Origin of the sequence: Actinomyces sp. B33 (assembly GCF_028437565.1) — a bacterium.
Taxonomy (GTDB): domain Bacteria; phylum Actinomycetota; class Actinomycetes; order Actinomycetales; family Actinomycetaceae; genus Pauljensenia.
The window spans coordinates 221,202-247,070 of sequence record NZ_JAMRYR010000002.1; the positions used below are offsets into that span (position 1 = coordinate 221,202).

General features: G+C 66.7%; 25 protein-coding genes, 3 tRNA genes and 2 pseudogenes. 25 read left to right on the forward strand and 5 right to left on the reverse strand.

Annotation, left to right across the window (positions count from 1 at the left end; genetic code table 11):
- The first annotated feature begins 2 nt into the window (after positions 1-2).
- Positions 3-941, forward strand: coding sequence for a diacylglycerol/lipid kinase family protein (locus tag M3T53_RS03465; RefSeq protein ID WP_272433062.1), 939 nt, complete (start codon positions 3-5; stop codon positions 939-941).
- Between the two features lie 92 nt (positions 942-1,033).
- Positions 1,034-1,831: a lysophospholipid acyltransferase family protein gene (locus M3T53_RS03470; protein WP_272433063.1), complete on the forward strand. Its 798-nt coding sequence runs from the start codon at positions 1,034-1,036 to the stop codon at positions 1,829-1,831.
- 9 nt (positions 1,832-1,840) lie between these two features.
- Here the strand turns inward: M3T53_RS03470 and M3T53_RS03475 are convergent, their stop codons facing one another.
- Complete coding sequence (locus tag M3T53_RS03475; protein WP_272433064.1) at positions 1,841-2,500, reverse strand: AMIN-like domain-containing (lipo)protein; 660 nt, start codon at positions 2,498-2,500, stop codon at positions 1,841-1,843.
- Positions 2,501-2,556: 56 nt separating this feature from the next.
- Here M3T53_RS03475 and M3T53_RS03480 point away from each other — a divergent pair, with 56 nt between their 5' ends.
- The 8 genes and pseudogenes from M3T53_RS03480 to M3T53_RS03515 all read left to right on the forward strand — a co-directional run bounded on the left by M3T53_RS03480 (position 2,557) and on the right by M3T53_RS03515 (position 11,167).
- Positions 2,557-3,588, forward strand: coding sequence for an NAD(P)H-dependent glycerol-3-phosphate dehydrogenase (locus M3T53_RS03480; protein ID WP_272433065.1), 1,032 nt, complete (start codon positions 2,557-2,559; stop codon positions 3,586-3,588).
- 190 nt (positions 3,589-3,778) lie between these two features.
- Entirely contained in the window at positions 3,779-4,918 is a 1,140-nt protein-coding gene (locus tag M3T53_RS03485) for a D-alanine--D-alanine ligase family protein (RefSeq protein WP_272433066.1), read from the forward strand.
- 53 nt (positions 4,919-4,971) lie between these two features.
- Positions 4,972-5,889, forward strand: a complete 918-nt coding sequence (locus M3T53_RS03490) for an ATP-grasp domain-containing protein (RefSeq protein ID WP_272433067.1) — start codon at positions 4,972-4,974, stop codon at positions 5,887-5,889.
- Positions 5,890-5,947: 58 nt separating this feature from the next.
- Positions 5,948-6,301, forward strand: a complete 354-nt coding sequence (locus tag M3T53_RS03495; protein WP_272433068.1) for a metallopeptidase family protein — start codon at positions 5,948-5,950, stop codon at positions 6,299-6,301.
- 115 nt (positions 6,302-6,416) lie between these two features.
- Positions 6,417-6,492, forward strand: a tRNA-His gene (locus M3T53_RS03500).
- Between the two features lie 266 nt (positions 6,493-6,758).
- Positions 6,759-7,493: an NYN domain-containing protein gene (locus M3T53_RS03505; RefSeq protein WP_272433069.1), complete on the forward strand. Its 735-nt coding sequence runs from the start codon at positions 6,759-6,761 to the stop codon at positions 7,491-7,493.
- Positions 7,494-7,700: 207 nt separating this feature from the next.
- Positions 7,701-8,816: pseudogene (locus M3T53_RS03510) on the forward strand (IS1249 family transposase).
- Positions 8,817-9,463: 647 nt separating this feature from the next.
- Positions 9,464-11,167, forward strand: a complete 1,704-nt coding sequence (locus M3T53_RS03515) for a hypothetical protein (RefSeq protein ID WP_272433070.1) — start codon at positions 9,464-9,466, stop codon at positions 11,165-11,167.
- On the opposite strand, the gene M3T53_RS03520 is transcribed toward M3T53_RS03515, so the two are convergent.
- Complete coding sequence (locus tag M3T53_RS03520) at positions 11,093-11,941, reverse strand: hypothetical protein (RefSeq protein ID WP_272433071.1); 849 nt, start codon at positions 11,939-11,941, stop codon at positions 11,093-11,095. The two genes, M3T53_RS03515 and M3T53_RS03520, sit on opposite strands and share 75 nt — an antisense overlap.
- A gap of 272 nt (positions 11,942-12,213) precedes the next feature.
- Between M3T53_RS03520 and M3T53_RS09875 the strand changes: the two are divergent.
- Positions 12,214-12,459, forward strand: a pseudogene (locus M3T53_RS09875) (DUF1016 N-terminal domain-containing protein); the annotation flags it as partial.
- A gap of 59 nt (positions 12,460-12,518) precedes the next feature.
- The gene (locus M3T53_RS03525; protein WP_272433072.1) at positions 12,519-13,196 is read left to right on the forward strand and encodes a PDDEXK nuclease domain-containing protein; all 678 of its coding nucleotides are present in this window, start codon (positions 12,519-12,521) and stop codon (positions 13,194-13,196) included.
- Positions 13,197-13,642: 446 nt separating this feature from the next.
- Here M3T53_RS03525 and M3T53_RS03530 read toward each other — a convergent pair whose 3' ends face one another.
- Positions 13,643-13,840: a CsbD family protein gene (locus tag M3T53_RS03530; protein WP_272433073.1), complete on the reverse strand. Its 198-nt coding sequence runs from the start codon at positions 13,838-13,840 to the stop codon at positions 13,643-13,645.
- A 235-nt stretch (positions 13,841-14,075) separates the two neighbouring features.
- Positions 14,076-14,288, reverse strand: coding sequence for a CsbD family protein (locus tag M3T53_RS03535; protein WP_272433074.1), 213 nt, complete (start codon positions 14,286-14,288; stop codon positions 14,076-14,078).
- Between the two features lie 169 nt (positions 14,289-14,457).
- On the opposite strand from M3T53_RS03535, the gene M3T53_RS03540 reads away from it, so the two are divergent.
- The 5 genes from M3T53_RS03540 to M3T53_RS03560 are packed head-to-tail and all read left to right on the forward strand — an operon-like array spanning position 14,458 to position 17,448.
- Positions 14,458-14,772 carry a PadR family transcriptional regulator gene (locus M3T53_RS03540; protein WP_272433075.1) on the forward strand — a complete coding sequence of 105 codons (315 nt, stop codon included), beginning with the start codon at positions 14,458-14,460 and terminating at the stop codon, positions 14,770-14,772.
- Between the two features lie 3 nt (positions 14,773-14,775).
- Positions 14,776-15,501: a DUF5808 domain-containing protein gene (locus tag M3T53_RS03545; RefSeq protein ID WP_272433076.1), complete on the forward strand. Its 726-nt coding sequence runs from the start codon at positions 14,776-14,778 to the stop codon at positions 15,499-15,501.
- Positions 15,494-15,820 (forward strand): hypothetical protein, encoded by a 327-nt coding sequence (locus tag M3T53_RS03550; RefSeq protein ID WP_272433077.1) that lies wholly within the window; start codon positions 15,494-15,496, stop codon positions 15,818-15,820. The genes M3T53_RS03545 and M3T53_RS03550 overlap by 8 nt, the downstream gene beginning before the upstream one ends.
- Positions 15,810-16,661, forward strand: a complete 852-nt coding sequence (locus tag M3T53_RS03555) for an ABC transporter ATP-binding protein (protein WP_272433078.1) — start codon at positions 15,810-15,812, stop codon at positions 16,659-16,661. Before M3T53_RS03550 ends, M3T53_RS03555 begins: the two co-directional genes overlap by 11 nt.
- The gene (locus tag M3T53_RS03560; protein WP_272433079.1) at positions 16,654-17,448 is read left to right on the forward strand and encodes a hypothetical protein; all 795 of its coding nucleotides are present in this window, start codon (positions 16,654-16,656) and stop codon (positions 17,446-17,448) included. The genes M3T53_RS03555 and M3T53_RS03560 overlap by 8 nt, the downstream gene beginning before the upstream one ends.
- A 352-nt stretch (positions 17,449-17,800) precedes the next feature.
- Here M3T53_RS03560 and M3T53_RS03565 read toward each other — a convergent pair.
- A tRNA-Pro gene (locus M3T53_RS03565) sits at positions 17,801-17,874 on the reverse strand.
- Positions 17,875-17,977: 103 nt separating this feature from the next.
- Here M3T53_RS03565 and M3T53_RS03570 point away from each other — a divergent pair.
- The 8 genes from M3T53_RS03570 to M3T53_RS03600 all read left to right on the forward strand — a co-directional run bounded on the left by M3T53_RS03570 (position 17,978) and on the right by M3T53_RS03600 (position 25,827).
- Positions 17,978-18,051: transfer RNA gene (locus M3T53_RS03570), tRNA-Gly, on the forward strand.
- 620 nt (positions 18,052-18,671) lie between these two features.
- Positions 18,672-19,061 carry a GmrSD restriction endonuclease domain-containing protein gene (locus M3T53_RS03575; RefSeq protein ID WP_272433080.1) on the forward strand — a complete coding sequence of 130 codons (390 nt, stop codon included), beginning with the start codon at positions 18,672-18,674 and terminating at the stop codon, positions 19,059-19,061.
- Positions 19,062-19,240: 179 nt separating this feature from the next.
- Positions 19,241-19,933 carry an Abi family protein gene (locus M3T53_RS03580; RefSeq protein ID WP_272433081.1) on the forward strand — a complete coding sequence of 231 codons (693 nt, stop codon included), beginning with the start codon at positions 19,241-19,243 and terminating at the stop codon, positions 19,931-19,933.
- 94 nt (positions 19,934-20,027) lie between these two features.
- Positions 20,028-20,285, forward strand: coding sequence for a hypothetical protein (locus tag M3T53_RS03585; RefSeq protein WP_272433082.1), 258 nt, complete (start codon positions 20,028-20,030; stop codon positions 20,283-20,285).
- Positions 20,282-20,584 carry a transposase gene (locus M3T53_RS03590; protein WP_272433084.1) on the forward strand — a complete coding sequence of 101 codons (303 nt, stop codon included), beginning with the start codon at positions 20,282-20,284 and terminating at the stop codon, positions 20,582-20,584. The genes M3T53_RS03585 and M3T53_RS03590 overlap by 4 nt, the downstream gene beginning before the upstream one ends.
- On the forward strand, positions 20,571-20,903 hold the full coding sequence (locus M3T53_RS03595; protein ID WP_272433085.1) for a transposase: 333 nt from the start codon (positions 20,571-20,573) through the stop codon (positions 20,901-20,903). Before M3T53_RS03590 ends, M3T53_RS03595 begins: the two co-directional genes overlap by 14 nt.
- A 143-nt stretch (positions 20,904-21,046) precedes the next feature.
- Positions 21,047-21,295: a transposase gene (locus tag M3T53_RS09880; protein ID WP_442866923.1), complete on the forward strand. Its 249-nt coding sequence runs from the start codon at positions 21,047-21,049 to the stop codon at positions 21,293-21,295.
- Between the two features lie 815 nt (positions 21,296-22,110).
- A complete protein-coding gene (locus tag M3T53_RS03600; RefSeq protein WP_272433086.1) occupies positions 22,111-25,827 on the forward strand; it encodes a TIGR03773 family transporter-associated surface protein in 3,717 nt (1,238 codons plus the stop codon).
- Positions 25,828-25,869 lie beyond the last annotated feature (42 nt).

Below are 25,869 nucleotides of genomic sequence, written 5' to 3' on the forward strand. Positions count from 1 at the left end.
CGGTGGGGGCCCGTACGGAGGACGGGGCCAGGCGGGGCCTGCGCCTCCTCATCTCGTCGATGTCGGCGGCCGGCCGGTCGGTGTCCGCCGGGCCCGAGGTCGCCCGGATCCTGCGCGCCGGCGGCTGGCGGGTGCAGGCGGTGGTGACGACCAGCTCGGACGCGCCCGACCGGATCGCCGGGGACTGCGACGAGGAGGTCGTCGCGGCGATCGGCGGCGACGGCTACCTGTCGGCGGTGGCCCGCGGGTGCCACGACGCCGGCCGGGTCTTCGCCCCCATCCCCGGAGGGCGGGGCAACGACCTGTGCCGCGCGCTCGGCATCGGCACGGACCCGCGCGAGCGCGCCCGGTCCCTGGCCCCCCTGGGCCTGGCGGGCGCCTCGTCGGACGGGGAGTTCGACGGCCGGAAGCGGTCCCTGGACGGGATCTGGGTGGATTCGGCCGACGGCCTGCGCCTCGTCCTGGGGATCGTGTCCCTGGGGGTAGACGCGCAGGCGAATATCCGCGCCAACGAGTCCTCCCTCAATTACGGGCCGCTGGCCTACGCCTACGGAGCGATCGCCGCGTTCTCCCGCTACCGCCACATCCCGGTCCGGGGGATCGTCGACGGGGTCGAGCGCGATCTGACGGGCTGGCTGGCGTCGATCTCGAACTCGGGGCGCTTCGGCGGGGGGATCACCCTGGTCCCCCAGTCGGATCCCTTCGACGGGGTCCTCGAACTGTGCCACGCCCGCGCCGTGTCGCGGTGGACGGCCCTGCCGGTCCTCGCCCGCGCCCTGGGCGGGCGCGCCGCCGACGGCGACATCATCTCCATCGAGGAGGCGCGCCGCGTCGAGGTCGTCCAACCGGTCGGTATGCCCGTCATGGCGGACGGGGACCGGGTGGCCCGCGTCCCCTTCGTCGCGAGCGTCGCCCCGGGCGCGGTGACCGTTCTCGTGTGAGCCGCGAGCCGCTCCGTCTCCCGCTGGGGGCGCGGACGCCCGGAGCGCAGTCGCGCGACGGCGGGCCCCGTCGATCCGGCTAGGATCGCCCCATGGCTCCTGTCACCGGGTTCTACCGCTTCGCCCAGACCGTCCTCACCCCGATCATGGCCCCATGGGTGAGGATCGAGGCCACCGGGGAGGAGCACCTGCCGGCCGATGGCGGGTTCCTCCTCGTCGCCAATCACCTGTCGAACGTCGACCCCCTGTGCCTGTGCTGGTACTTCATGGGCCGGGGGACGGCCGTGCGCTTCCTCGCGAAGAAGTCGATGTTCGCGGTCCCCGTGTTCGGCCGGGTCATCGCGGGAATGGGGCTGATCCCCGTCGATCGCGACGTGTCGCCGGGCGCCGTCCTCGAACCGACGAGGCGGGCGCTGCGCGCCGGAGAGGTCGTCGGCATCTACCCGGAGGGCACGCTGACGCGCGAGCCGGACGAATGGCCGATGGCCTTCAAGTCGGGCGCGGCCCGCCTGGCCCTCGACACGGGCGTCCCGGTGATCCCCCTGTCCCAGTGGGGCGCCCAGGACATCCAGGGCCGCTACGACTCGACGATCGACCTGCGCCCGGGGCGGCGCATCCGCTACCGCTTCGGCGCCCCCGTCGACCTGTCGGACCTCATGGGGGAACAGGGGTCGTCCGATCGCAAGGCGGTGGCGGAGGCGACGGCCCGCCTCCACGCGGCGGTGACATCCGGCGTCGAGGAGCTGCGCGGGCGCAAGGCGCCCGACCGCGTGTGGGACCCGCAGACGAAAGAGGGCCCGTGGTGGGAGTACGAGCAGCGGATCGCCGCGAAGAAGGCGGCCAAACGGGCCAGGCGGGGAGGCCGGCCCCGGCCGGGGGGCGGGCGCTGACCCCGGCGCCTACTTCCGGATGTCGATGACGACGCGGCTGGGGGACTCGAGGAATCCGATCTGGAAGTCCCTGGGCTCGTCCATGCCGATGACCAGGTGGGTCGTGTCCTCGAAGGTCCCGTCCTCGCGCACGTCGAGGGGGCCGATGGGGATGTTGCGCTCGCCGGAGTAGTAGTCGGCCCGGGAGGCGTCGTCCAGGGGCATCGACGTCCCGGAGATCACCAGGTCCAGCCACGAGGACCCGGCGACGGGCAACTCCCGCCCGCGGCCCTGCTCGAGGGGCTTGTCGGCCCACGACTGGGAGACGCCGGGGACCCCTTCGCCGGTGAACTCGACGACGACCCGGTAGAAGGAGTCGTGCTCGCCGACGCGCAGGTCGTGGAAGACGAGGGAGTCGGCGCCCTCCGGCTCGGTCGGCTCGACGGAGGTCGCCCAGGCGTCGCCGAGGATCGGGGCGGCCGGCTCGGGAGAGGGGGCGTTAGACGAGGCCGGGGCCGCGGACTGGGCGGAGAGGCCGGATCGCGGGGCGGCGGACTGGGCGTCGCCGGAGGCGGCGGGCGGGGCCGACTGCGCGGCGGGGGAGGGGCCGGCGGGGGAGCAGGCCGCGAGAGCCGCGCACAGGGCCGGCAGGAGCAGCGGGACGATGGCGGGTGCGAAACGGCGCGACATGGGTGCCTCCTTGGAGTCCTCGTCCTTCGATCGTACTGGGCCGGTAGTCTCGGGGCATGAGCACTGCCGTTGAGATCCGCTCCGCCGCCGTCCTGGGCACCGGCGCCTGGGGGACGACCTTCGCCCAGGTCCTGGCCGACGCGGGCCTGCCCGTATCGATGTGGGGGCGCAACACTCAGACCGTCGAGTTCATCAACTCCGGGGAGAACCCGACGTATCTGCCGGGCATCGAGCTGTCCGACACGATCCGGGCGACGACGGACCTGCGCGGGGCGGTCGAGGGGGCCGATCTCGTCGCCGTCGCCGTGCCGGTCGCCGCGATCCGGCCGACGCTGGTCGAGGCAGCGCCGGCGCTCGCGGCCGATGCCGCGATCCTGTCCCTGGCCAAGGGGCTCGAATTGGAGTCCCTCGACACTGTCGACCGGGTGATCGCCCGCGCCGCCGGGGTCGACGACTCCCGGATCGCCGTGATGTCGGGGCCGAACCTGTCGCGCGAGATCGCCGAGCATCAGCCGGCGGCGACCGTCGTCGCCTCGCGCGACGTCGACCTGGCGGCGAGGATCGCCAAGGCCGCCCACACCTCCTACTTCCGCCCCTACGTGTCGGCCGACGTCGTCGGTACGGAGATCGCCGGGGCGACGAAGAACGTCATCGCCGTGGCCATCGGGGCGGCCGAGGGCATGGGCCTGGGGGTCAACACGCGGTCGACGCTGATGACGCGGGGCTTGGCGGAGATGACGAGGCTGGGGACGACGATGGGCGCCGATCCGGCGACCTTCGCGGGCCTGGCCGGCATCGGCGACCTCATCACGACGTGCTCGTCGCGCCTGTCGCGCAACTACTCGCTCGGCTACCGGATGGGGACCGGGATGGGGCTCGACGAGGCGCTGTCCCTGTCGCCGGGCGTCGTCGAGGGGGTTCGCTCGGCGGCGCCGATCCTCCAGGTGGCCCGTGGGCTCGACGTGGACATGCCGATCACCGAGTCCGTGGTCCGCGTCGTCTCGGGGAGGGCGAGCATCGAGGAGATGGGGGAGATGCTCTTGTCGCGGCCCCAGAAGATGGACGGGTGGCGCATCGAGCTCGTGTGACCCGGAGGGCGCCCGGGCCCGGGGCTGTCGGGCCGCCGCGACGCCATTCGACGACGAACAGGTCATCCCGCGCCCGCGCCCGGGTCCGCCGGTCGGGGAGGCGGCGGCCCTTCGGCGCGAGGGGAGTCGTCCGCGCGCGGGCCGTCGGCGGTGGCCGGCGACGGGGGCGGGTGCCGTTAGGCTGGACCCCATGACTGAAACGACCCGTCCCCGCGTCCTCATCGTCTTCGGAGGCCGTTCGAGCGAGCACGAGGTGTCGTGCGCGACCGCCGCGGGCATCCTGCGCGCCGTCGATCGAACGAAGTGGGAGGTCATCCCCCTGGGGATCACCCGCGACGGGCAGTGGGTCCGCGTCGCCGACGACCCGGAGGCCCTGGAGTTCCGCGACGGGCGGGGGCAGTCGGTGCGGGCCGGGCGCACGCGCATCGCCCTGACCCCCGGGGGGGCGTCGCTTATCGAGCTGACCTACGACGCCGACCCGTCGGACCCGGCGGCGCGCGTCGTCTCCGTCGAGGACCTGGGGCGCGTCGACGTCGTCATGCCCCTCCTCCACGGGCCCTACGGGGAGGACGGGACGATCCAGGGGCTCTTCGAGATGGCGGATGTGCGCTACGTCGGCTGCGGGGTGACGTCCAGCGCCATCAGCATGGACAAGCACCTGACGAAGACGGTCCTGGCGGCCGCCGGGATCGACGTCGGCTCGTGGGAACTCATCACTCCGCGCCAATGGGAGGACGACCCCCAGGGGTGCCTCGATCGCCTCGTCCCCTTGGGATTCCCCCTCTTCGTCAAGCCCTGCCGGGCCGGATCGTCGATCGGGATCAGCCGCGTCGACTGCGCCGAGGAGCTGGCGACGGCCGTCAAGGAGGCGCGCAACCACGATCCTCGCGTCATCGTCGAGGCCGGGGTCTCGGGCCGCGAGATCGAGTGCGGAGTCCTGGGGGGGCGGGACTCGTGGAGGAGCGGGACCGCGCCGCTCGGCGAGATCGAGGTGCCCGACGGGGAGTTCTACGACTACGAGCTCAAGTACGTCGACACGGAGGCCATCGGCCTCGTCTGCCCGGCGTCACTGCCCGAGCCGGTCGCCGAGTCGATCCGCTCCTTGGCGATGGAGGCCTTCGACGCCCTCGAATGCGAGGGGCTGGCGCGCGTCGATTTCTTCTACTGCGAGGACGACGGGCGGATCGTCGTCAACGAGGTCAACACGATGCCCGGGTTCACGCCGATCTCGATGTTCCCGCAGATGTGGGCCGTCGGCGGCCTCGACTACCCGGCGCTCCTCGACGCCCTCCTGGAGGAGGCCCGATCGCGCGACCTGGGCCTGCGCTGAGGAAGAGAGCCGGGCTGTGCGAATGCCGACGGCCGTCCGGGTAGAGTGAACGCATGACGTCTAAGCCCAAGGTCACCCTTGTGACCTCCGAGTCCATGCCGAACCTGTATCGCGGTGAGGAGGCCCTGCCCGACGCCCTGGCCGAGCGAGGCTGCGACCCGCGGATCGCGTGCTGGACCGACCCCGACATCGACTGGGCCGAGGCGGGGATGGTCGTCGTCCGCTCCGTGTCGGACTACCCGCGCCAGCGCGAGGCGTTCCTCGAATGGACGCGGAAGGTGCCGAGGATCCTCAACCACCGCGACGTCCTGGAGTGGAACACCCACAAGACCTACTTGCGGTCCCTGGCCACGCGCGGCCTGCCGACGATTCCGACGACGTGGCTCGAACCGGAGCAGGGGCTGTCCAAGCACCAGATCCACACGCGCTTCCCGGCGTCCGGCGAGTTCATCGTCAAGCCCGCGGTGTCCTCGGGCGTGCGCGACATCGGCCGGTACACGACGCTGTCGACGACCCAGCGCCAGGCGGCGATCTCCCAGGTCCAGGACATCCTCTCGCAGAACCGCTCGGTGATGATCCAGCGCTACGTCGAGCAGATCGACACCCACGGCGAGATCTCCCTCGTGTTCTTCAACGGGATCGTCTCTCACGCGGTGGAGAAGCGCGCCGTCCTCCACCCGGCGTCGGTCACCGATCCGACGATGCACGAGGCGGTCATCACGGCGGGGACCGCGGACAGCCAGGCGTGGCAGTGGGGCGAGCAGATCCGCAAGGTCCTCCACGAGTACGTGCGCGAGCGCATCGGTCGCGACGAGCAGTTCCTCTTCAACCGGGTCGATCTGGTGCCCGATGGGAAGGGGTCGTTCCTCGTCATGGAGGTGTCGCTCGTCGACGCGGACTTGTACCTGGGCGCGACCGATGAGGCGCTGGGCAATTTCGCCGACGCGATCTCGGTGCGCGCCCACTGGTGACGGACGTGCGCCCGGCAGGGAGCGGAACGATCGGGATGTTCGGCGAGGGGAGCGCGGCGTGCCCGTCGAGATGAACCGGGAGGAGTTCGAGTCGCTCGTCGCCGACGCCCTCGATGAGATCCCCGAGGAGTTCTGGGAGCAGGTGGACAACCTCGTCGTCCTCGTCGAGGACGATCCTCCCGCGGACATGGAGCCGGATCTGCTGGGCCTGTACGACGGGGTGGCATTGACCGAGCGGGACGATTACGCGGGCGTCCTGCCCGATCGGATCCTCGTGTTCCGCAATCCGACGCTGGCGATGTGCCGGGACGCGCGGGAGGTCGCCGAGGAGGTGCGGATCACGGTCCTGCACGAGTTCGGCCACTACTTCGGCATCGACGACGAGCAGCTCCACGAGATGGGGTGGGCGTAGGGACGGGGCCGCGCCGCGCCGTCGACGCGGGCGCAACGAGGGGCGTCCTGCGGTGATTTCGCCTCCGGGGGTGTCGGATGCTAGAGTTCCCTGCGTTGCACATGCGGCGACGACGGTGGCTGTAGTTCAGTTGGTAGAGCACCTGGTTGTGGTCCAGGACGTCGCGGGTTCGAGTCCCGTCAGCCACCCCAGTGTTTGTCCCCGGCTTCCGGTCCGGGGGCAAAGTGCTTCCGCAGCCACGTGAACAAACTCTCCGGTGATCATGCGATCGCGAGAAACCGGGCGAGCGTCGAAGTGGGACGTTCCAAGGAATCCAATAAGGATCGCGGTGCGTCAGCAGGCAGTCCCGAACCGGCCGTGGGCATTCGCGATGCACTCGTGCAGCAATGCTCGCATCGCTCCAGTTGGCGGTGCGCGCCCCTGATCTCTTTCAGTAGTGGCGCCTACACTTGATCTCATGAGGGTCGGCGTCTACATCGACGGATATAACCTGTACTACGGCGGTCGAGGACTGTGCGGCCGATCGACGCCCGGATGGCGCTGGCTCGATCTGGAGGCTCTCGCGTCTGATCTGATCGTCACGCACTCTCGCTGGCAGAGCCCAGTCATCAAGACAGTCACCTATTGCACTGCGAGAGTGAGCGGAGCGAGCAACCCCGTCGGTCAACGTGAACAGGACGTCTATCTGCGCGCCCTGGAGCGCTCCGGCTCGGCCACTCGGATCAGCTACGGCAACTACGTGGCACGGGTTGCCACGGCACCGCTTGCCACTGCTGGCCGGAATGGCAAACCGATCATCAGCCACCCGCAGTGGCCGCTGATGGTGCAGGACGGAGCCGGGCAAGACGTCCCTGACGCTCGGTTCATGGCCTCTGTTGCGCGCCGGGAGGAGAAGGGCTCCGACGTCAATGTTGCCTCGCATCTCCTCATCGATGTGCTCACCGATACGGTGGATGCCGCCGTGGTGATCTCCAACGACAGCGACCTGGCCTACCCCGTCGCCTTCAGCCGAGGCCGAGTGCCGATCGGACTCGTCAACCCCACCAAGGGGTACCTCGCTGGCAAACTCGCCGGCGATCACACCGATGGCGTCGGCAACCACTGGTGGTACCAGATGCAGCCTTCTGACTGGTACGACCACCAGCTGCCGTCGGCCATCGGCTCGAGAATCGTTAAGCCGCAGGAGTGGTAGCCAGAGCATTCGTGCTGCTATGCTGGAGCCATATCACCCGGCCCCTCTGGGGCCGGGTTTTCTCGTCTCACGCCTTTTCGGCCGATGGTGAGTCGTTAGGTGCGGAAAGTCGGGGTTATAGGTCAAATCGCGTTGTTCTGGCATCGATTTTTCGGCTTGGTGGTGGACCAAAGTCGGGGTTGAAGTTGGTGTGGGCGGCGTTGGGGGATGAATACTGCGAAATGCCCTTCCTGTCAGTGGGTGATGACTCGTCACGGCAAGGCCGCCTCGGGAGCCCAACGTTGGCGGTGCCGGGCTTGCAAGGTCACGAGCGTTGGTCGCATCGAGGCCACGGCGAAGGCCTTGGACGCGTTCCTCGCGTGGTTGCTGTCGGACGGTGATGGCCCAGATGCCCGGCAGGGGGGCGGTCATTTCGGTGCCGCTGCCAGCCGTTGTGGCAGATCTGGCCCCTAGCTCCCATCGTTGATGAGGTCCATGACGTGGTCTACGTCGACGGCATCCATCTGGGCCGCAAAGCCGTCGTCCTTATCGCGTGCACGGATACGCGCGTGCGGGGCTGGTATGCGGCCAGGAACGAGAACTTCAGGGCCTGGCAGGCTCTCCTGGCGAGGATCGGGCCACCGCTCATGGTGGTCTCCGATGGTGGGGGGCGGGTTCGCCAAAGCCAAGCAGGCGTGCTGGCCTGACACTTGGGTCCAGCGCTGCTTCTTCCACGTGTTCTCCCAGATCAAGACCGCCATGACCACTCGTCCCAGACTTCAGGCGTCTGGGGAGCTCTACCAGTTGGGCCTGCGCCTGATCCGGGTCACCACGCGGAGCCAGGCCGAGATCTGGGTGGAGGACTGGGTTGGTGTGGGCCGCCTGCTGGGAGTCTTTCCTTGCCGAGAAGACCCCTGTGCCTGAGGGCGGGTGGTGCTACGCGCATGAGCCCATCGTGAAGGTCCGTAACAGCGTCAACCGCCTGATCGGCCAGGGTTTGTTCTTCACCTTCCTCGACAGTGCGTGGCGTACGCCGATGCCTTCGATGAACAATCGGATCGAAGGGGGGTGTGAACGCGCCGTTGCGTCAGATGCTGGGTGACCAGTCGAGGACTGAGCCTGATGCGCCGGATCAAAGCGATCTTCTGGTGGTGCTACCAGCACTCGGATAACCCGCTGCCGGCCGCGCAGATCCTCAAGGTCATGCCCACCGATGCCGACATCGAAAGCGCTTACCGCAACGCCCAAACCGGCAAAGATCCCGGCCTCGTCCAACAATGGGGAGACGCCATCGCTTGGAACGAACTCCACCACGCCACCTCGTACGCGAACCCCTGGGACTAAACCCCCAGCAACACGTTCTGCCCTATAACCCAAGCCTCGGCGGTTCGCATCGTCTGCCGTCTTGTCGATGTCGGCCGTGTTCGATAGCAGGGTCGGCGAGTCATCGAGGTTCGTGTGGACGAAGGGGTACTCGTCGTGGCGGTTCTCGGCCGGATTCCTCCGTCGATCTCGGCTGTCTTGATCCAGGTGCGCAGAGCCTCGGGCTCGAGCGGGGGATACCCAGCTCGTCGGCGATCCGCTTGATCGCACCCTTAGCCCGCACCGGGTCCCGACGCGCCTCCACTACCGTCCTGGGGCCCGCTCACCCAACTTCGCCGGGTACTTCCCCGGTGCGCCAATAACAACGATCCTTCCGTGCAATCATCCCCTCCAACAAACTCGGAACAACCTAGTTGGCTTGGGGCACATCAAGAGTGGCATGATGAGATGACATGTGGGGACTTTCAGGGAATACCAGGGAATCTTGATTGAAACCCATCTTCCTGGACCAGCCCCGCGTGCACCCCGTCCCTCCCGCACTACCCCAACAATTCTTCCTCAGACCCTCACCCCTGACGAGAAAACCTCAGCGTCGGAGGCGGCTTACATACTTGATGGAAGCGTCGGAGGAAGCCACGAGGCAGTCACCGGCGAGAAGGAGAGCCCACATGGACAACGCGCGCGACGAGTCCAGCAGCGACGAGGCCATTGGTAGGCAGGTTGAGGATGACGGTCAGATCAGGTCCGACGCGCTTGAACTCGCAGCGTCTACGACCCTCGTCGAAGTGACGCCTGGTGTCGCAGTCGTGTTCGGCGAAGTGCCCGACGGCCTTGAACTCATCAGTCTTGACATGGTGCCATCATTCGATCGCGCTCAGCTCTCCACCGCCCTTGGTTTGCTCGGCAACGCGAGCACGATCGTCGGAAACATCGCGGAGGCAGTGTCGAACGCGCAAGGCCTCTTTCGCGTCAGTGAAGCGACTTTGTCTGTGCTGAGGAGCGGTGGGCAGATGGCGGTGAAGGACGGCGCCAAGCTCGGGGCGATTTTCAAGAACGGTAAACTGGTCGCCCAGGCGCGTTTCGTCCCCACCTCGATGACACCCGCTGCGGCGATCGCAGCCATCGGCCCGGCCGTAGCCATGATCGCCCTCCAAATACAGCTCGATGAAATTTCCGGCCTCGTCCGCTCCAATATCCAACTCACGACACAAACACTCAAGGCCATCCGAAATGAGCAATGGGCAGAGCTTGAAGGGCTGGCGGAGTCCGTCGATGAAGCGGTCAAGGAGACCCGTGAACTCGACGCCATCACAGACTCTGTCTGGGAACCCATCGCTTCCAGTGGCTCCAACATCCGCAAGCAACTGAATCTGTACCGCAAGAACGTGGCCGGCCACATCCAAGAACTAAGGAAGTTGGATGGTCGTGCTCGCCGCGAATACCTCGAAACCAACGCCGAAGCAATCGTCTTCGATACCTACGCGCTTCTCAGCTCGCTGAAGACCCACGCCGAGTATCAATCTGTCCGGGCCGCCCTCGCCAGAACACGAAGCACTAAGGACGAGAGCGAAGCGCAGCTCTTCGACCGGATTGTCCGAAACACGCCAGCCGAGATCGACGAGTCGCTCTCCGAAATCCGATCGCTGACCGAGTCACTCGTGCGCGAGTTGCGGATCATCGCCGAACTCCCCGGTCGCGCCGCCATGCCTCTCGCGAAGAAACGGAAGGACGCGAAGGCGTCCCAGTTCACATGCAGGCAACTCCTCAAAGCCATCAATCCCTTGGCCAATATGCTCCAGCCAGCAGTAGAGATGCCAGTGGTCCCAGAGACCGTATGCGCGCCGAAGGATCTTAAGCTCGATCCCTACCTGCGCATCCTCCGGTGGTTTCTTGAGGACGGTGAGACGCTTCGCAGCGTGGCGTTCCCCTACGAAGTGGGAACTCACAACTTCGCCGGAGCCGTGCCAGCGATTCTTGCTAAACGGGTTGACGTGACCTGGGATTCGCTCACGCCAGGAAAGGTTGGCGCAGTCGTTGAGAAATTCGCATCGAGCACCTTCGTAGCTGTCACCGATCGACGGATCGTCACCGCGCATCCGGGCAAACTCCTGAGGCAAGGCGAGCTCGGACCGATCTACTCACTGAACGACGTACGATACGTGCGCCCTCGGTCCAATCGTAGAGGGGGCATTCGACCGACCATCGATGTGACCACCGAGCAGCGGGACCTCCACTGGATGTTCCCTGACGCCGCCGCTCACGAGGACATCGACAGCTTGGCTGCGGTTCTCTCCGAGTTAACCTCCTGCGCAATCCCAGCCCCGTCGGCGATCGTCCGGCCCGCTCCATCGAACGCCGCCATCGACTCTTAGGCCCGTCGGCATAGCGGCAACGCTGCGGCGGTGAATGCTTGGACTTGCTGTCCGACGAAGAGCCGGGTCTCGCAGGAGGCTTGGATGGTGGCTTGTTCGATGGTGGCATTCCAGGGCGGCGGCGATGGCGGGGTCGCAGGCGGAGCACAGGATGACAGTGATCTGTCCGCTGGTCAGCCACGGGGAGGGCGCAAGGTCGGCGGAGCGGAGCGCGGCGACGAGGGCGTTCATCTCTTGGCGCAGGATGTTCGCCGGGCCCCGGATGCCGCCGACGACGATTCTGATCTGCCGTGCGGCCGCCTTCATGTCCAAGGAGAGGGAGAGCATGATATCGGGTCGTTCGCCTGCAGGTCCGGCACGTTCGATGAGTTCGGCGTAGGTGTCGGCGGCCCACGATCCGTCGGGGGGCCATGGGCGGCCCACCACTCGGCCAGTCCGGTGCCGGAGTCCGGCAGGGTCCGCTCCAAGACTTGCAGCGTGGCGACGCGGCCGGAGCGGCAAGACGATGGCCAGAACTTCGTGGACACGATCTACTACTCCTTCGGCGCTCGCGGCGCGGGCGGTGCGGGTTTCGGGGGCGCTGATCGAGGCGAGGGCGGCGTCGATGAATGCTGAGACCTGGGTGATCGCGACACCGAACAACAGGTTGTAGACGCTCACGTGGACCGGCCGGGTGACACCGATCAGGCCGATGGTCATTACCGCGCCGACGATGGTGCTCAACTGGTTGATCCCCGGCAGCCCGTTGGTGCTGGGGTCGATGTCGATGTCCATCGGCATCCGCCCGACGGCGGGCAAAACGGTAGTGGTGAGCAGATCGAACTCGATAGGTTCCTTGGCGAGCGGCGGCCCGGTAGCGTGGACGCGCAGCCGGGGTACACGCCACAGGCGCGCCCTGCACCCCGCGCCGCCTGGTGCTTGTCGGGCGGTTCTGGGAAACTTGAAGTATGAGTGAGCTCACAGAGTCGAGTCGACCGCGCGGCGATGATCTCGCGCGGCGTCCTGCGGCTGGGCTGCCGTCGTCAGGGCAAGACCTGCTAGCCCGAGTGTCAGCACTGATCGACGATGCTCGCGACTCGATCGCGTCCTACGCCAACGCGACCTTGACGATGACCTACTGGCAGATCGGGTCGATCATTGACTCCGAGGTGCTGCGCGAGGAACGAGCAGAGTACGGGGCGCAGACTCTTGTGACGCTGTCACACGAATTGACCGTGCGCTACGGCAAGGGGTTCGATCGACCGAACCTGAGCCGGATGGTCGCCTTCGCCAGGCTGTTCCCTGACCGCGAGATTGTTGCGACGCTGTCACACAAATTGAGCTGGTCGCACTTCCTCGCCCTCCTGCCGTTGTGCGCAGCGACGATGCGCGGGAATTCTACGCCGAGGCAGCGGTCGCGGGGCGGTGGACAGTGCGAGAGCCGCGTCGCGCGATCAGCCGCAAAGTCTATGAACGTCGCGAACTCGCAGACTCACAGCTCGGGCCGGGGTCACTGGTTCCCGCAGACACGTTCAGCGACCCGTACCTGCTCGACTTCCTCGGTCTCCACGACGGCTACCTCGAAGCGGACTTGGAAGTGGCGATTCTCCGTGACCTGGAAGCGTTCCTACTGGAGGTAGGCACAGGCTTCACCTTCGTTGAGCGCCAGAAGCGGATGGTGATCGATGGCAAGGACTTCCACCTTGACCTGCTCCTCTACCACCGGCCGCTGAGGCGGCTCGTTGCAGTGGAGCTCAAGATCGGCGAGTTCGACGCCCGCTACGAGGGTCAGATGAAGCTCTACCTGAAGTGGCTCAACCGGCATGAGCGCCACGACGGTGAGGAAGCGCCCGTCGGTCTGATCCTGTGCGCGGAGACCAGCCGCGAGCAGGTCGAACTGCTGGAGATGCATAAGGATGGCATCGTCGTCGCCGAGTACTGGACAGCATTGCCGCCCAAGCACGAACTCGAACAGCGACTCCAACTCATGCTCCGCGAGGCCCGCGAACGGCTCGCGCGACGAGAGCTCCCCTCAGCAGACGACGACTGACAGATGCAACCTGGCGCGCCGGGGGCGAGTGACACAGCCACGCGCTGCTGCTGGAGCTGTTGGCCGACGATATCCCCTCCAGGTGATCCGCGGCATCGGTTTCTCCGTCATCGAGACGGTCGGTGAGAAGCGTTCGACCTGGCGCAGATGGACCCTCGTGGCCGAGGCTACGAGGCAGACGATGGGGTGGCTCTTCACCACAAGTGAACGACCGTGAATCGGTGATCGCGATGGTCGCCGACGCCGCCCGGCTCGTATTCCTCCGGCTTACCTCACCCGAGCTCTCGCTCTCGCTAGTCGCCGTTCCGGCGCGACGACGGTGTCGTCGCCTCGAAGGCCCGCTACCGGTACGTCATCGGCATGTCGACGTTCCAACGGGATGCGCACGAGGCGGCGGCCCCGCATCCTGACGATGCGGGGCCGCCGTGCGCGCGGGGTGTCAGGTGTCAGGCTGGCGTTTCGTCGGCCTCGTCGGGGTGGGCCGAGGACGCATCGTACGACTCGCGGCCCACCTCCTCCTGGGCGCGGTCGGCCAGGCGTTGGACGGCGCCCTCGGCTTCGAGGCTCTCGTCGCCGGTGAGCCTGCCTGCGGCCTCCTTCGCCTCGCCCTCGCGCTGGTTGAGCGTGCCGGTGTCTTCGGCCATCGTGGCCTCCTCGTTCGTCGGGGAGCGCGTCGCGCGCTCCAAGAATACGGTCCGGGGACGCCGGCGGACTCGATGGCTGCCCCTCGCGCGGGACGTCCGTTCAGCGATTCATCGCCGAACAGGGCCGAGGGGAGTGACGAATCCGTCCTAGGTGAATGTGAATCACGCGCCCGTTCGGATCGGCTCCGGGAGTGGCCTCTTCGGTCGAGCAGCCCCGGTGGGGGAGGGGGGAGCGTCAGCGGGCCTCGTCGTCGCCGTCGAGGGCGTCCTTGGCGCGCTCGCCGAGGGCGGCGATGCCGCCTTTGAGGTCGTCGACCGCGTCCTTGACCTTGCCCTCGAGCTTCTGGAGCTTGCCCTCGGCCTCGAGCTTCTCGTCGCCGGTCACCTTCCCGGCGGCCTCCTTGGCGGTGCCGGAGATCTTGTCGAGCATCCCGTTGTCGTCGGTCATGTCGTCCTCCTGATGAGTGTCGTCGAGTTTCGTCGTGCCTCTCCACTGTCCCATGAGCATGTGAGCCCCGCAACAGGTGGGGTGGGGGAGGGGTGCTCGAAGAGGGGATGAAAAGGCCGCGATGGGGTACTGTGTGATGCATAGTAGTTGGTGGAACATAGGAGAAGGCATGGACTCTCAACTCAAAAAAGGCGCCCTCGAACTCATCGTCCTCGCCTCCCTCGCCCACGAGCCCGCCTACGGCGGCGCCCTCCTCGATCGCCTGACCGCCACTGGGCTCGCCCTCAGCGCCGGGACCCTCTACCCGCTGCTCACCCGCATGAAGAAGACCGGGCACATCACCAGCCACTGGGAGGAATCCCCCTCCGGCCCCCCGCGCAAGGTCTACTCCCTCACCCCCGCCGGGCGCGCACGAGCACACCACCTCGCCTCGCAATGGCGCGCCCTCGCCTCGATCGTCGACACCCACCTGAAAGGACTGTGAACGATGAACGCCGTCGGCCGCCCCCGTCGCGCCCTCCCGATCCCCGCCTCCCTCGACGGGCTCCTCTCCGCCGACGCCCGGCAGGACATCTTCGAACCGGAGAACCCCCGGCTCCTCGTCCCCCGGACCGTCGGCGTCGGATGGGACCTCAACTTCGGGGCTCTCGCCGTCCGTCTCGGACTGATCCGCCCCGACGACTCCCTGCCCGATCTGCGAGACCACATCCCCGAACGGGTCTCCCGCGCCCTCGCCCTCGCCCCCGTCCTCGGGCTGTGCGCAGTCGCCGGCACCGTCCTCGCCGCGCACAACCACCCCGAGCTCCCCAGCCGATGGACCCCCACGCTCCGACCGAAAACCTGGAAGCCCGCGCGCCGCGTCGGCCTCCAACACCTCGGCGTCGCCGGCCTCCTCGCCGCATGGGCCGAATGGGCCGACCAGACCGACGGCCGTGTCGACCCCGTCGCCTCAGCGCTGACCGCCGGGCTCCACTCCTCCTCGGTCCTCCTGCTCCTCGCCGCCGCACGAGCAGCCCGAAAACCGACCACCGACCACCCATCCGTCCTCGCCGCCGTCGCCATGGTCGCCCCCGTCGTCGTCACCACCGGACTCCTCGTTGCCACCGTCACCAGCGCCCTCGACCAGATCGCCGAAGACCTCGCACGCGCCCGCCACGACGCCACCGACGAGGCCCCAGTCCGCACGACTCCCCAGGAGAACCCCGATGAATGACCCCCTGACCGCGTGGAGCGCACTCCCCGGGCCCGCCCAGATCGGACTCGCCGTACTCGTCTGCTGCCAACTCCTCCTCCAAGCCGGAAGCCTCATCCTCCTGATCCGCCGGCCCGAACCTCGCGTCGCCGCGCTCCCCGCAATCGCATGGGCCGCGATCATCATCCTCGGGCAGATCATCGGGCCCCTCGTCTTCCTCACCTTGCGGCACCGCGCCCTGCGCGAACAGCGCGAACGCGCCCAATGGGAGAGCAGCGCCCGCCGGAGCGCCGCCCGCGTCGACGTCGACCGGATCGTCGAGGGACTCTATGAGCGCTGACCTCGCCATCGAGACCCGGGCGCTGCGCAAGCGCTACGGGCGCGTCGACGTGCTCCACGGGATCGATCTGAAAGTCCCCACCGGCTCGACCTACGGCCTCATCGGAGCCAACGGGGCCGGCAAGACGACGACCATCAGGATCCTCCTCGGACTGATCGCCGCCACCTCCGGGACGGCCCGCGTCCTCGACCTCGAACGCGGAACACTGCCGCCCCGGCCCAGCCCCGACATCGCCTACCTGCCCGACGTCCCCGACCTCGACCCGTGGATGCGCCCCGACGACGCCCTCGTCTACCTCGCAAGGCTCTGCGGCACCGCCCCCGACCTCGCCCGCCAACGCGCCGCCGACCTCCTCGACGCCGTGGGCCTGTCCCGGGCGCGGGGCCGGATCGGAGGGTTCTCGCGCGGGATGAAGCAGCGCCTGGGGATCGCCGCCGCCCTCGTCGCAGCGCCGCGCCTCCTCATCCTCGACGAGCCGACGAGCGCCCTCGACCCCCTGGGACGAGCCGACGTCCTCGCCCTGATCCGCGCCCTGCGCGGCCAGGCGACCATCGTCTTCACCTCCCACCTGCTCGGCGATGTCCAGGACGTGTGCGACCGCGTCGGGATGCTCAGCGAAGGCCGACTGCTCCTCGAAGGCCCCACCGCCGAGCTCCTCGCCGCCCACCGGGGCCGTCGCGCGACGATCACAGTGACCGCCGATGCGGCCGACGCCGATCGGCTGCGCAGGAGGATCGACGCCCTCCTGATCGACGAGGGCGTCGACGCGCGCCTCGACGTCGAGACCTCGACCCTCCACAGCATCTATGAGGACCTGACCAGAGGAGGCCGCGATGACTGACCCCCGATCGACCCGCGTGCTCGTCATCATCAACGGGATCGAACGCGCGCTGGCCAGCGGCCCGATTCGATTCCTCATCCTCATCGGCCTCCTCCTGGCCGTCGCCTCCCCGCTGACCGCCGCCCACTCCCAACGGATCCTCTCCGCGCTCGCCGGCGACGGCCTCGCCCAGGTCCTCGAAACGGCGCTGCCCGACCCGTCCTGGCGTGAGGCCAACGCCCAGTGGGTGAAGAACCTCATGCAGATCATGTCCGTCGCCGTCATCATCGTGTCGGCGACGAGCATCGTCGCCGACCTGACGCGCGGAAGCCTCCTGCTCGTTCTGACCCGCGACGTCTCGCGCAGGGCGTTCCTGACCAGTCGGGTCCTCGGCCTGCACGCGAGCCTCCTCATCGTCTCCGTCGGGGGAGCGTGCGCCGCGTGGGCGGTGACGCTCCTGGTCTTCGGCGACGGCTCGTTTGCGGCGGTCCTGGGCGCCTCGCTCGCCTGGTTCCTCCAGGCGTCGGTGGTCGTCGGGGCGGCGGTGCTCGCCGCGGTCGTCTCGCCTCGGGTGGCGTCCTCGGCGGGGGCGGCGTTCGGCGCCTACCTGCTGATCGTCGTCGGGTCGATGTGGTCGGCGGCGGCGAAGACCAGCCCGGTGGGGCTGCCGCTCCTGATGGAGGACCTGGCGTCGGGCGCCGGGATGGGCGAGGGAGCATGGGCGGTGGTCGCCTCAAGCGCGGCCGTGGTGGGAGCCTGCCTCATCGTGTCGTTGCGAGTCTTCGATGGGCGCGATCTGGGCGGGTGAGGCGGCGTTCTCTCCTCGCGTTTTCCCCCGAAAACGAACGTGTCGTGGTCGCCGCCATTCGCCCCAGCCCTCATTTCCCCCGAAAACGAACGTGTCGTGGTCGCCACCATTCGCCCCAGCCCTCATTTCCCCCGAAAACGAACATTTCCTGCGGAAAACGGGCCCAGAATTTCGTTTTCCGGGGAAACCGCTAGGCGGTGGCCAGGACACCCATGCCACCGAGGCCCCTGAGCGCCGCTGCGGGACGACTCGCCGGCTTCAGCCGGGCACGTGAAAACTCCGAGTACATGAACACCCAACACAGGCAAAAGTCCCAGGACAACCGGAAGGATGTCCTGGGACTTCACACAAGTCGGGGTGACAGGATTTGAACCTGCGACATCCTGCTCCCAAAGCAGGTGCGCTACCAAACTGCGCCACACCCCGGCGCGGCGCGAACGACGACCGCGCTCAAAATCATAGACGGTGCGGGGCAGGATTCGCGATCCCGATGAGCACTGGCTATGATCGTCCCGTGCCCATGGGCGCTGCGGATGTAGCTCAATGGTAGAGCCTCTGCCTTCCAAGCAGATCACGCGGGTTCGATTCCCGTCATCCGCTCCACGTGGACACCGCCTTGGATACAAGGCGGTTGTTGTTCTTCTGACCGGCATGGATACCGGGTTTTCGTTGAAATCAAGCGGTTTTCGGGTTCAAGGCCGGAATGTGTGCATGGGTTCGACGTGTCGTGGGCTTGTCATCGTAGTGAGTGTCCTGCCCAGCCGTGTTGGATGCGGCCTCCGTCTTCCCAGCTGAGGGTTGTGCCGTAGCGTGGTTGGGGTTTGGGTTCGGGTTCGTGGTGCTGGCGGGTGCGGGGTGGGTTGACGTGTTCGGGGCGGGCGAGGTCTTCGATGCGGTAGGGGTGTTCGCTCTTGGTGTTCAGTAGCCATTCCGCAGCGCGTCGAGCGTGGTCGCCACTGAGCCCGCGATGCTTGCGCAGAAGCTCTTTGACCAGTTGGTTTATCCCGCCCTCTAGTGGTGAGGTCGTGCGCCCTAGTTGTATTTTCCTGGGAGGTTGTGAACGGTTCGCGGGTGAGTGAAGACCTCCGACAGGTTATGGGTTAGCACACTCACAATCTGAAACCGGAGGTCTTCATGGTTCACGCTAATGCACCGTTGACACCTGAAGGGCGTCGCCGTCTTGCGGTCCTTTTGCGGTCATTGTCGTCGAGGAGGGCTGGTCATTGCGTCGGGCTGCCGATCGCTCTGACGGCGCAAAAGACTGGGCTTCCGACCTGGTCATTGCCCCAACGCACAAGGGCAAGACCTCGAAGATCGAGTACCACCACATCTTCCCGAAGGCATACCTCGAGAAAGTTCGTCCACACCTCGATAGCCAACAGATCAACCAGATCGGGAACATGGCGTTCATCGGCGCTGGAACCAATAAGAAGATCTCAGCGAGCGCACCGAGCGCGTACCGCTCCAAGTTTGCCGAGCACCATTTCGATGCCCAGCTGATTGACTTCTCTGACGGCAAGGATCAACCAGACAACTATGAGGAGTTCATCGACCGACGACTCGAACTCATCGCTACGCGAATCAACGAGTTTCTAGGTGTGGAAGCTGGTTAGGAGTGAGGAGCTACCAGCGTGTTGACTCAGAGGCAAGTCTCCCGACTGTAACTTCAGATACCAGCCCACACATGCTAGAATCTTCGTGAAGCCCCGGTGGAGCGCTACCTGTCAGTCTCGACTGACGAGGTATTCTCGCCGGGGCATTGACGTTTCTACCAGACTGCGAGGAGCCACAGGTGCCCGCTGCTGCTGAGCCTATCGACTGGGTTCAGGCGTGGCTGTCACCGGGGCGCTGGCAGCGCTACCTTGACCACTGCGGCGGCGATGCCGATCAGGCGCTGGAACTCTACGAGTGGAACGTCAGCCTGTCGGGCGCGGTGATGCACGATATCGCGCACATCGAAGTTGCGCTCCGCAACGTCTACGACCAAACCATCAGCTCCCGTTGGCAGGGCAATCGGCATTGGCTGTTCGACGGCGCATCTCCGGTAAACGCTCCACTGCTGCGAAGCCGAGGCGGCAGAACCCTCGACCTGAATGCGCGGAATAGAGCGAGCATCAGTGATGCTACCCGTCGGGTTCGTTCGTCGTCACCAACGCCTGGGCAGGTGATTACTGAGCTTCCGTTTGGATTCTGGAGGCATCTCACCGATGCCGCCCATGAGAAGACGTTGTGGATTCCGATTCTGAGTTGGGCGTTTCCGCACCGCGCGGATCGCAGACAGATTGAACGCAAGCTCACCTTGATCAACAGCGTGCGAAACCGTGCCTCCCACCACGAGCAGATGTTTGACGTGCGTCGCCAGGCAGAGGTTGTCCGGGCAGAGGATGCGATCATCGAGGTCGCCGAGATGCTCCTGCCCGAACTGGCCACTTACATCGCGACCACCTCTACCGTGAGTGAAGTAATCCGACGCAACCCGGCCTAGTCCTTCTCGTAGAAGGCGCATTCGTAGCCGTCGGCATCGGGTCTGTCTGAATAACGGTGTGTGAGGGTTTGGCTTGATCCGAGAGGAGATGGCCGTGGCTGACGCGACCGAACTATTGGACGGCGAGATGATCGATCCTGTGACTGGGGAGATTATTGATCGGAAAGAACTCGCCGAGCGGCTCGCGCAGGCGAAGGAACAGGGCGTGAGCTTGGTCGGCCCGGGAGGGTTGCTGAATCAGCTCACGAAGAACGTCCTTGAGACCGCGCTGGACGCCGAGCTGGCCGAGCGCCTCGGACACGATCACGGGGCACCCCGATCGCGCAGAACATGTGCAATGGAATCCGTGTGAAGACGGTGCTTACGCAGATCGGCCCGGTCGAGATCGAGGTCCCCAGGGATCGTGACGGCTTGTTCGAGCCGGTGATCGTGCTTGAGCGGAAGCGGCGTCTGGACGGCATTGACCAGATCGTGCTCTCCCTCAGAGTAAGAGGTTTGACGACCGGGGAGATCGCCGCGCACGTCGAGGAGGTCTATGGGGCGAAGGTCTTCAAGGACATGACCAGTCGGATCACCGAGAAAATCGCCGGCGAGCTCGCCGAGTGGGCGAGCAGGCCACTGGATGCGATTCTCACCGATGTTCTTCGTTGACACAATCGTGGTGAAAGTCCGTGATGGGGGGCAGGGGCGTAACACCCTGTTCTATGTCGTCATGGGCGTCACCACCAATGGGGAACGTGACATCCTCGGATCTGGGCTGGTGACGGGGCGCAAGGCGCCCGGTTCTGGTTGCAGGGTGTTCACCGAGCTGAAGAACCGCGGTGTCGAGGACGTGTTCATCGCGGTCTGTGACGGGTTGAAGGGGCTGTCGGAGGCGATGACCATTACGTGGGGGGCAGGCGGTCGTGTAGCAGTGGATCGTGCACCTGATCCGCAACTCGTTCTGTTACGCCGGGCGGCAGCATCGTGATGCGATCGTGAAGTCCCTCAAGCCCCGTTTATACGGACCCGTCCGAGCAGGCTGCGAAGGATCGGTTCGAGGAGTTCGGGCCGAAGTAGGGTGACCGGTATCCGGCGATCGTGCAGCTATGGCGGGCCTCCTGGGCGGAGTTCGTGCTGTTCCTGGAGTACGCCGTCGAGGTCCGCCGCGTGATCTGCACGATCAATGCGAGGTATCGCCGAGCAGTTCGCGCCCGCGGGCACTTCCCGAACGAGGCCGCGGCTCTCAAGCGCCTCTGCCTCGTGACTCGGTCGCTTGGCTCTCCCGGCGGCGGCAGGGCGCGCGGGGTGATGAGGTGGAAGCCCGCACTGGACGCGTTCGCGATCACCTTCGCCGGACGCTTCGAGAGAACCACTCGCTGATAAAACCGTCGGACCCCACACACCGTTTACCAGACAGAGCCGATAGCCGGTGCGGGGCCGTTCTTGTGTGACTTGGCGCGGGTGGGGTTCTCGTGCCCAGTCGTGCGCTCCCGACCACTCGGAGGCTTTCTTGGGCGGTGCGGGTGGGGTAAGCGGTGAGAACCGCTGGCGGCGCGCGAGACGGAGGCTTTCTCGGGCGCGCGAGGCGGAGGGTTTCTTGGGCGTGTGGATGGGGTGGTGCGAGGGTTTCCTCGGCCTGGCCCGTGATCGAGGCTCCTCGGGCGCGCGGGCGGGACTGTTCAGCGACACGGCGATCCTGTTGACGTGAGGTCTTCTCGGGCGCGTAGGTGGGGTTCTCGTGCCCAGTCGTGCGCTTCCGACCACTCGGAGGCTTTCTTGGGCGGTGCTGGTGGGGTAAGCGGTGAGAACCGCTGGCGGCGCGCGAGACGGAGGCTTTCTCGGGCGCGCGGGTGGAGGCGGCGTTGTCCCGGACTGCCACCGCGAAGCGGGTTCGGGCGAGACTTCCTCAGCGCGCAGGCGGGTTGTCCGGATGGCGAGGGGCTCGCACGTGAGGACGGCGGTGCGCATGAGGTCTCGCGGTGTTGCGGCGGCACATGAGCGGCGCATGAGTGGTGGGCGGGGGAGAGCCTCGCCGATTGAAATCGGGAATGATTATCAGTTAAGATTAGCGTGCCCATATCAGCCTGATGCGACTCTCGACGTGCCAGCAGAGGCGACCGCACCATCGTCGGCGGCCGAGGCCGCACTGATTCGGAAAGATTCAGATGAAACACCGCTCCGTGCGATCTGCGGTGGTGACGCTCGTAGCAGGCATCCTGCTCGCCCTCGTCGCCCCTATCGCTCATGCCGCCGACCCTCAACCGGTCGACGTAAAGACTCCCGTCACTTTGACGATGACCTCCGAAGGCGGAACCAGCGGCCTCCTCGTCTCGACGGGGGTCGGCGCCTCCAAGCAGGAGCATCCCGCTCAGAACGTCCGCATCGTCCTTCCGGCGTCGACCTATACTCGCGAGGACCTGCCCGAGCAGACGGGTCCTGGATACGCCGGATACATCCGTTACAGCGCGCGGGGACTCGACGAGGCGGACGCCTCGTCGCTGCGCTTCGATAAGGTGCGCGGCCCCTCCGATGATGCCTCTCTCGCTGTCTACGGGCAGACTGAGGAAGGCGATAACCAGCAGATCCTCACCAAGGACGGCAAGCCGGTGACGATCGTCGAGGAAGGGGCGGTTCTCACCCTGTCCGCTCAGGAGGCGAGTTCTGTCTGGCTCTTCTCGGCGAGCGGCGACTACGAGGTCGATCTTTCCCCCGTCACCGGCGAGGGGGACACGATCACTCTTCGGTTCCATGTCGAGAAGAGCGCGGACGAGGGCGCCGACCCGGGCGATGCCGATACCGACGATGAGGACTCCGACGCTGAAGAGCCGGCTGAGCCCAATGGCGATGCGGGTTCTTCCGGTTTGTACATCGCGCCCTCCAATGGGATTCGCCGCCTGAGCGACGGGCACGTGGACGCCTTCTACCTCTACAACAATCGCGACGATATGCGCCTGCTCGTCAAGGACGATTCCAGCGGTAATGTGCTGCGCAGGCCCGAGGACGTCGTCTTCGTCATCCAGTCGTTCACGTACGAGACCGGTCTCGATTTCGGAGGGACGGTCCCGGAGACCGCCGGCTACACGACGGCTGGCAGCAGGAAGGCGAGCTTCTCGCCCGGCTGGACCCTCAACAGCACCAGTGGCAACGGGTATCAGACGACGAAGGTCGAATTCACTGAGGTCTCGGGTCCCGGGAAGATCGTCCTGGGCTCTCGGACCATCGATAACACATTCTTCTCGTATCTCGACGACGGGCGTCCTTACGTCGAGACTGGCACCAAGGTGAAGATCGATAGCCACAAGCATCCGACGTGGTTCTTCACTCGCGCCGGCACCTACACGATGAAGGCCCGACTCGTCGGCACCGACCCCGATGGCACAACCGGCTATTCGCCCGAGGTGACGTACACGTGGGAGGTCGAGCACAACGACCAGGACCCCAATCCCGCGGGCCCGGCGGATTCCCCCTCGGCTCCCGCGCCCCCGGACACGCCCGGTGACACGCCCGACGGACGGGGCGGCAAGCCCGGCGCCACCCCTGGCGACAAGCCGGTGCCCCCGTCCACCGGCCCCGTCCTGCCCAAGCCGGAACCGCCGACGGAAACGAAGAAAGTCGTCCTCGACAGCGGACATATCGACCTCTTCAACGTCACCCCGGTCGATGGGAAGATGGTACTGGCCGTCAAGGAGGACACCCCCACTCGCGAGGCGATACACAAGCCCTCCGATGTCGTCATCAAGGTGTCGGATCGAGCCCTGATGGATCTTCCGGGCGACTACGCGTCGAATTTGGCCCCTCGGGGGTACTTCCTCGACAAGAACGGCGATAAGGGATTGCCCTACCCCGGGTGGGATACCGTTGCCCTGCGGCAGATGCTGTGCCCCAAGGCACCGCAGTCCTGCCCGCCCATCGATATCAAGTTCCTGTCGGTCTCCGGCCCCGGCAGCGCATTCCTCTTCGACAACGCGGGTTCTTCGCCCACCCAGATTCTGCGCGATGCCGACCAGGCGTTGACCTACAAGATCGGCCCCGGCACGTTCATCCACCAGGAGGAGCCCGGCCATCAACACGCGCACTGGCTCTTCACCGACCCGGGCGTGTACTCGATGACGGTGCGCGTCTCCGAGGGCGAGAAGCTCCTGGGACGCAGCGGCCTGGCCGCGCCTGCGACGTCGAACACCGAGACCTTCACCTGGGTCGTCGGCGACAACACGCCACTGCCCCCCGGATTCGGCACCGACAGCTCCTCCGACTCCAAGCCGGGGGCTGACAAGCCCGGAAGCGCGGGAGACAACACCAACGACGACAACACCGGCAAGGCCCCCAAGGGTGAGCCGGAGAAGCCGAAGGACACCGGCAAGCAGCGCTTCTCCGCCGGGCACTTCGACCTCTTCAACGTCGTCGCCGACAAGGGGAAGATCCTCCTCAACGCCAAGGAGGACACGACCGGAACGCCCAAGACGCACCGTCCCGAGAACCTCATCCTCGAAGTGACCGAGGCGTCGAAGGCGAACCTGCCCGACAACCTCCACCAGAACCTCGCGCCCTCGGGCTACTACCTGCCCGAGAGCGTCAAGAACACGAGCAAGATGCTGTGGCCCGGATGGGACACCAACGGGGTGCGCCCCGACTTCGGCGCGGTCGACATCAAGTTCCTCAACGTCACCGCCCCCGAAGGAGGCAAGGCCTACCTCTTCAAGGACATCGTCTTCCAAGGGCTCTCGCCGGTCCTCGCCTCGAAGTCCTACGAACTCGCCTCCGGGGAGATGATCCACCAGGACACGCCCGGCCACGTCCACGCCAGCTGGCTGTTCACCGCCCCCGGTGAATACACGATGACCGTCCAGGCCGAGGCCACCCCCGTCAACGGCGGACCCAAGGTCTCCTCGCAGCCCGCGACGTACACCTGGGTCGTCGGCGGCCAAGGGCCCGCCGAGTCCGACAAGGATGACGCGGACGCGAAGAAGGAGAAGGACGCGGCCGCCGATTCCGACGGGAAGAAGGACCAGTCGACGAACACGCAGCAGCCCGGAGGAACCGCCTCCGAGGCCGGCTCCGCCCCGACCGGGAACGCCGGCGCGAAGCCGACGACCGCGGCCGCCGGGCGCGCGGGCTCGGCAGCCGCCGCCCAGTGCTTCCCGACGAAGACGGAGGGCTCCGGCGAGGAGACGCTCCTGCCCCGTGTTAAGGACGATCGCACCGTCCCCGCCCAGTGGGTCGACCCCGCCGGACTCGCATTCGCCGTCGGCGACGCCAGCAAGGTGACGACCAACCAGGCCGCCGGATCCATCCCCTCGGGAACCACCGTGTGGATGATCGGCTCGGCCCAGAAGTCCGGCATCCCGTGGCTCGGCGCCAACACGCAGTCGCCCAGCTACCTCGAACGGGTCTCCGGTCCGATGACGATGTCCGTCACCTCCTTCTCCGGACCCGGCACCATGGAGGTCTTCACCTCCGGGACCCTCGGCATGGCCGTCGGAGACCACTGGTTCTCCGGCAACGGCGGCCAGGGCTCCGGATCGGTCTCCATCCCCGCGAACACCCACGTCCACCCCAATTGGGTGTTCACCAAGGCCGGCACCTACACGGTCGGCATCACCATGAGCGCGACGACGAAGGACGGCAAGGAGCTCTCCGGCTCGACGACGCTGACCTTCAACGTCGGCTCGGGCGATGGCGTCACCGACGGCCACTTCGACCTCGGGCCCGAGGTCGGCGCCGCCGGCTCGTCGATCGTGTGGAAGACGAAGGACGGCAAGCCCTGCGTCCCCACCGCCGCCGACCTCCTGGCCGCCGGCATGGACCCGAGCCTGGCGTCGACCGGCGCGAATGATGTGTGGCTGGTCCTGACCGGGGCGTGCCTGCTCGCCCTCGTCGGATTCGCCTCGCTGCGGATCAAGCGAACCATCTGATCCGCCGGATGCCAATGGGGCGGTGGGCGCTTCGTACGGGAG

What these genes read in the sequence shown, in the direction of transcription:
- M3T53_RS03470 (WP_272433063.1), top strand. Translation starts at nt 1,034, where the DNA reads ATGGCTCCTGTCACCGGGTTCTACCGCTTCGCCCAGACCGTCCTCACC.
- M3T53_RS03475 (WP_272433064.1), bottom strand. Translation starts at nt 2,500, where the DNA reads ATGTCGCGCCGTTTCGCACCCGCCATCGTCCCGCTGCTCCTGCCGGCC.
- M3T53_RS03480 (WP_272433065.1), top strand. Translation starts at nt 2,557, where the DNA reads ATGAGCACTGCCGTTGAGATCCGCTCCGCCGCCGTCCTGGGCACCGGC.
- M3T53_RS03485 (WP_272433066.1), top strand. Translation starts at nt 3,779, where the DNA reads ATGACTGAAACGACCCGTCCCCGCGTCCTCATCGTCTTCGGAGGCCGT.
- M3T53_RS03490 (WP_272433067.1), top strand. Translation starts at nt 4,972, where the DNA reads ATGACGTCTAAGCCCAAGGTCACCCTTGTGACCTCCGAGTCCATGCCG.
- M3T53_RS03505 (WP_272433069.1), top strand. Translation starts at nt 6,759, where the DNA reads ATGAGGGTCGGCGTCTACATCGACGGATATAACCTGTACTACGGCGGT.
- M3T53_RS03515 (WP_272433070.1), top strand. Translation starts at nt 9,464, where the DNA reads ATGGACAACGCGCGCGACGAGTCCAGCAGCGACGAGGCCATTGGTAGG.
- M3T53_RS03520 (WP_272433071.1), bottom strand. Translation starts at nt 11,941, where the DNA reads ATGGACATCGACATCGACCCCAGCACCAACGGGCTGCCGGGGATCAAC.
- M3T53_RS03530 (WP_272433073.1), bottom strand. Translation starts at nt 13,840, where the DNA reads ATGGCCGAAGACACCGGCACGCTCAACCAGCGCGAGGGCGAGGCGAAG.
- M3T53_RS03535 (WP_272433074.1), bottom strand. Translation starts at nt 14,288, where the DNA reads ATGACCGACGACAACGGGATGCTCGACAAGATCTCCGGCACCGCCAAG.
- M3T53_RS03540 (WP_272433075.1), top strand. Translation starts at nt 14,458, where the DNA reads ATGGACTCTCAACTCAAAAAAGGCGCCCTCGAACTCATCGTCCTCGCC.
- M3T53_RS03545 (WP_272433076.1), top strand. Translation starts at nt 14,776, where the DNA reads ATGAACGCCGTCGGCCGCCCCCGTCGCGCCCTCCCGATCCCCGCCTCC.
- M3T53_RS03550 (WP_272433077.1), top strand. Translation starts at nt 15,494, where the DNA reads ATGAATGACCCCCTGACCGCGTGGAGCGCACTCCCCGGGCCCGCCCAG.
- M3T53_RS03555 (WP_272433078.1), top strand. Translation starts at nt 15,810, where the DNA reads ATGAGCGCTGACCTCGCCATCGAGACCCGGGCGCTGCGCAAGCGCTAC.
- M3T53_RS03560 (WP_272433079.1), top strand. Translation starts at nt 16,654, where the DNA reads ATGACTGACCCCCGATCGACCCGCGTGCTCGTCATCATCAACGGGATC.
- M3T53_RS03595 (WP_272433085.1), top strand. Translation starts at nt 20,571, where the DNA reads ATGTTCTTCGTTGACACAATCGTGGTGAAAGTCCGTGATGGGGGGCAG.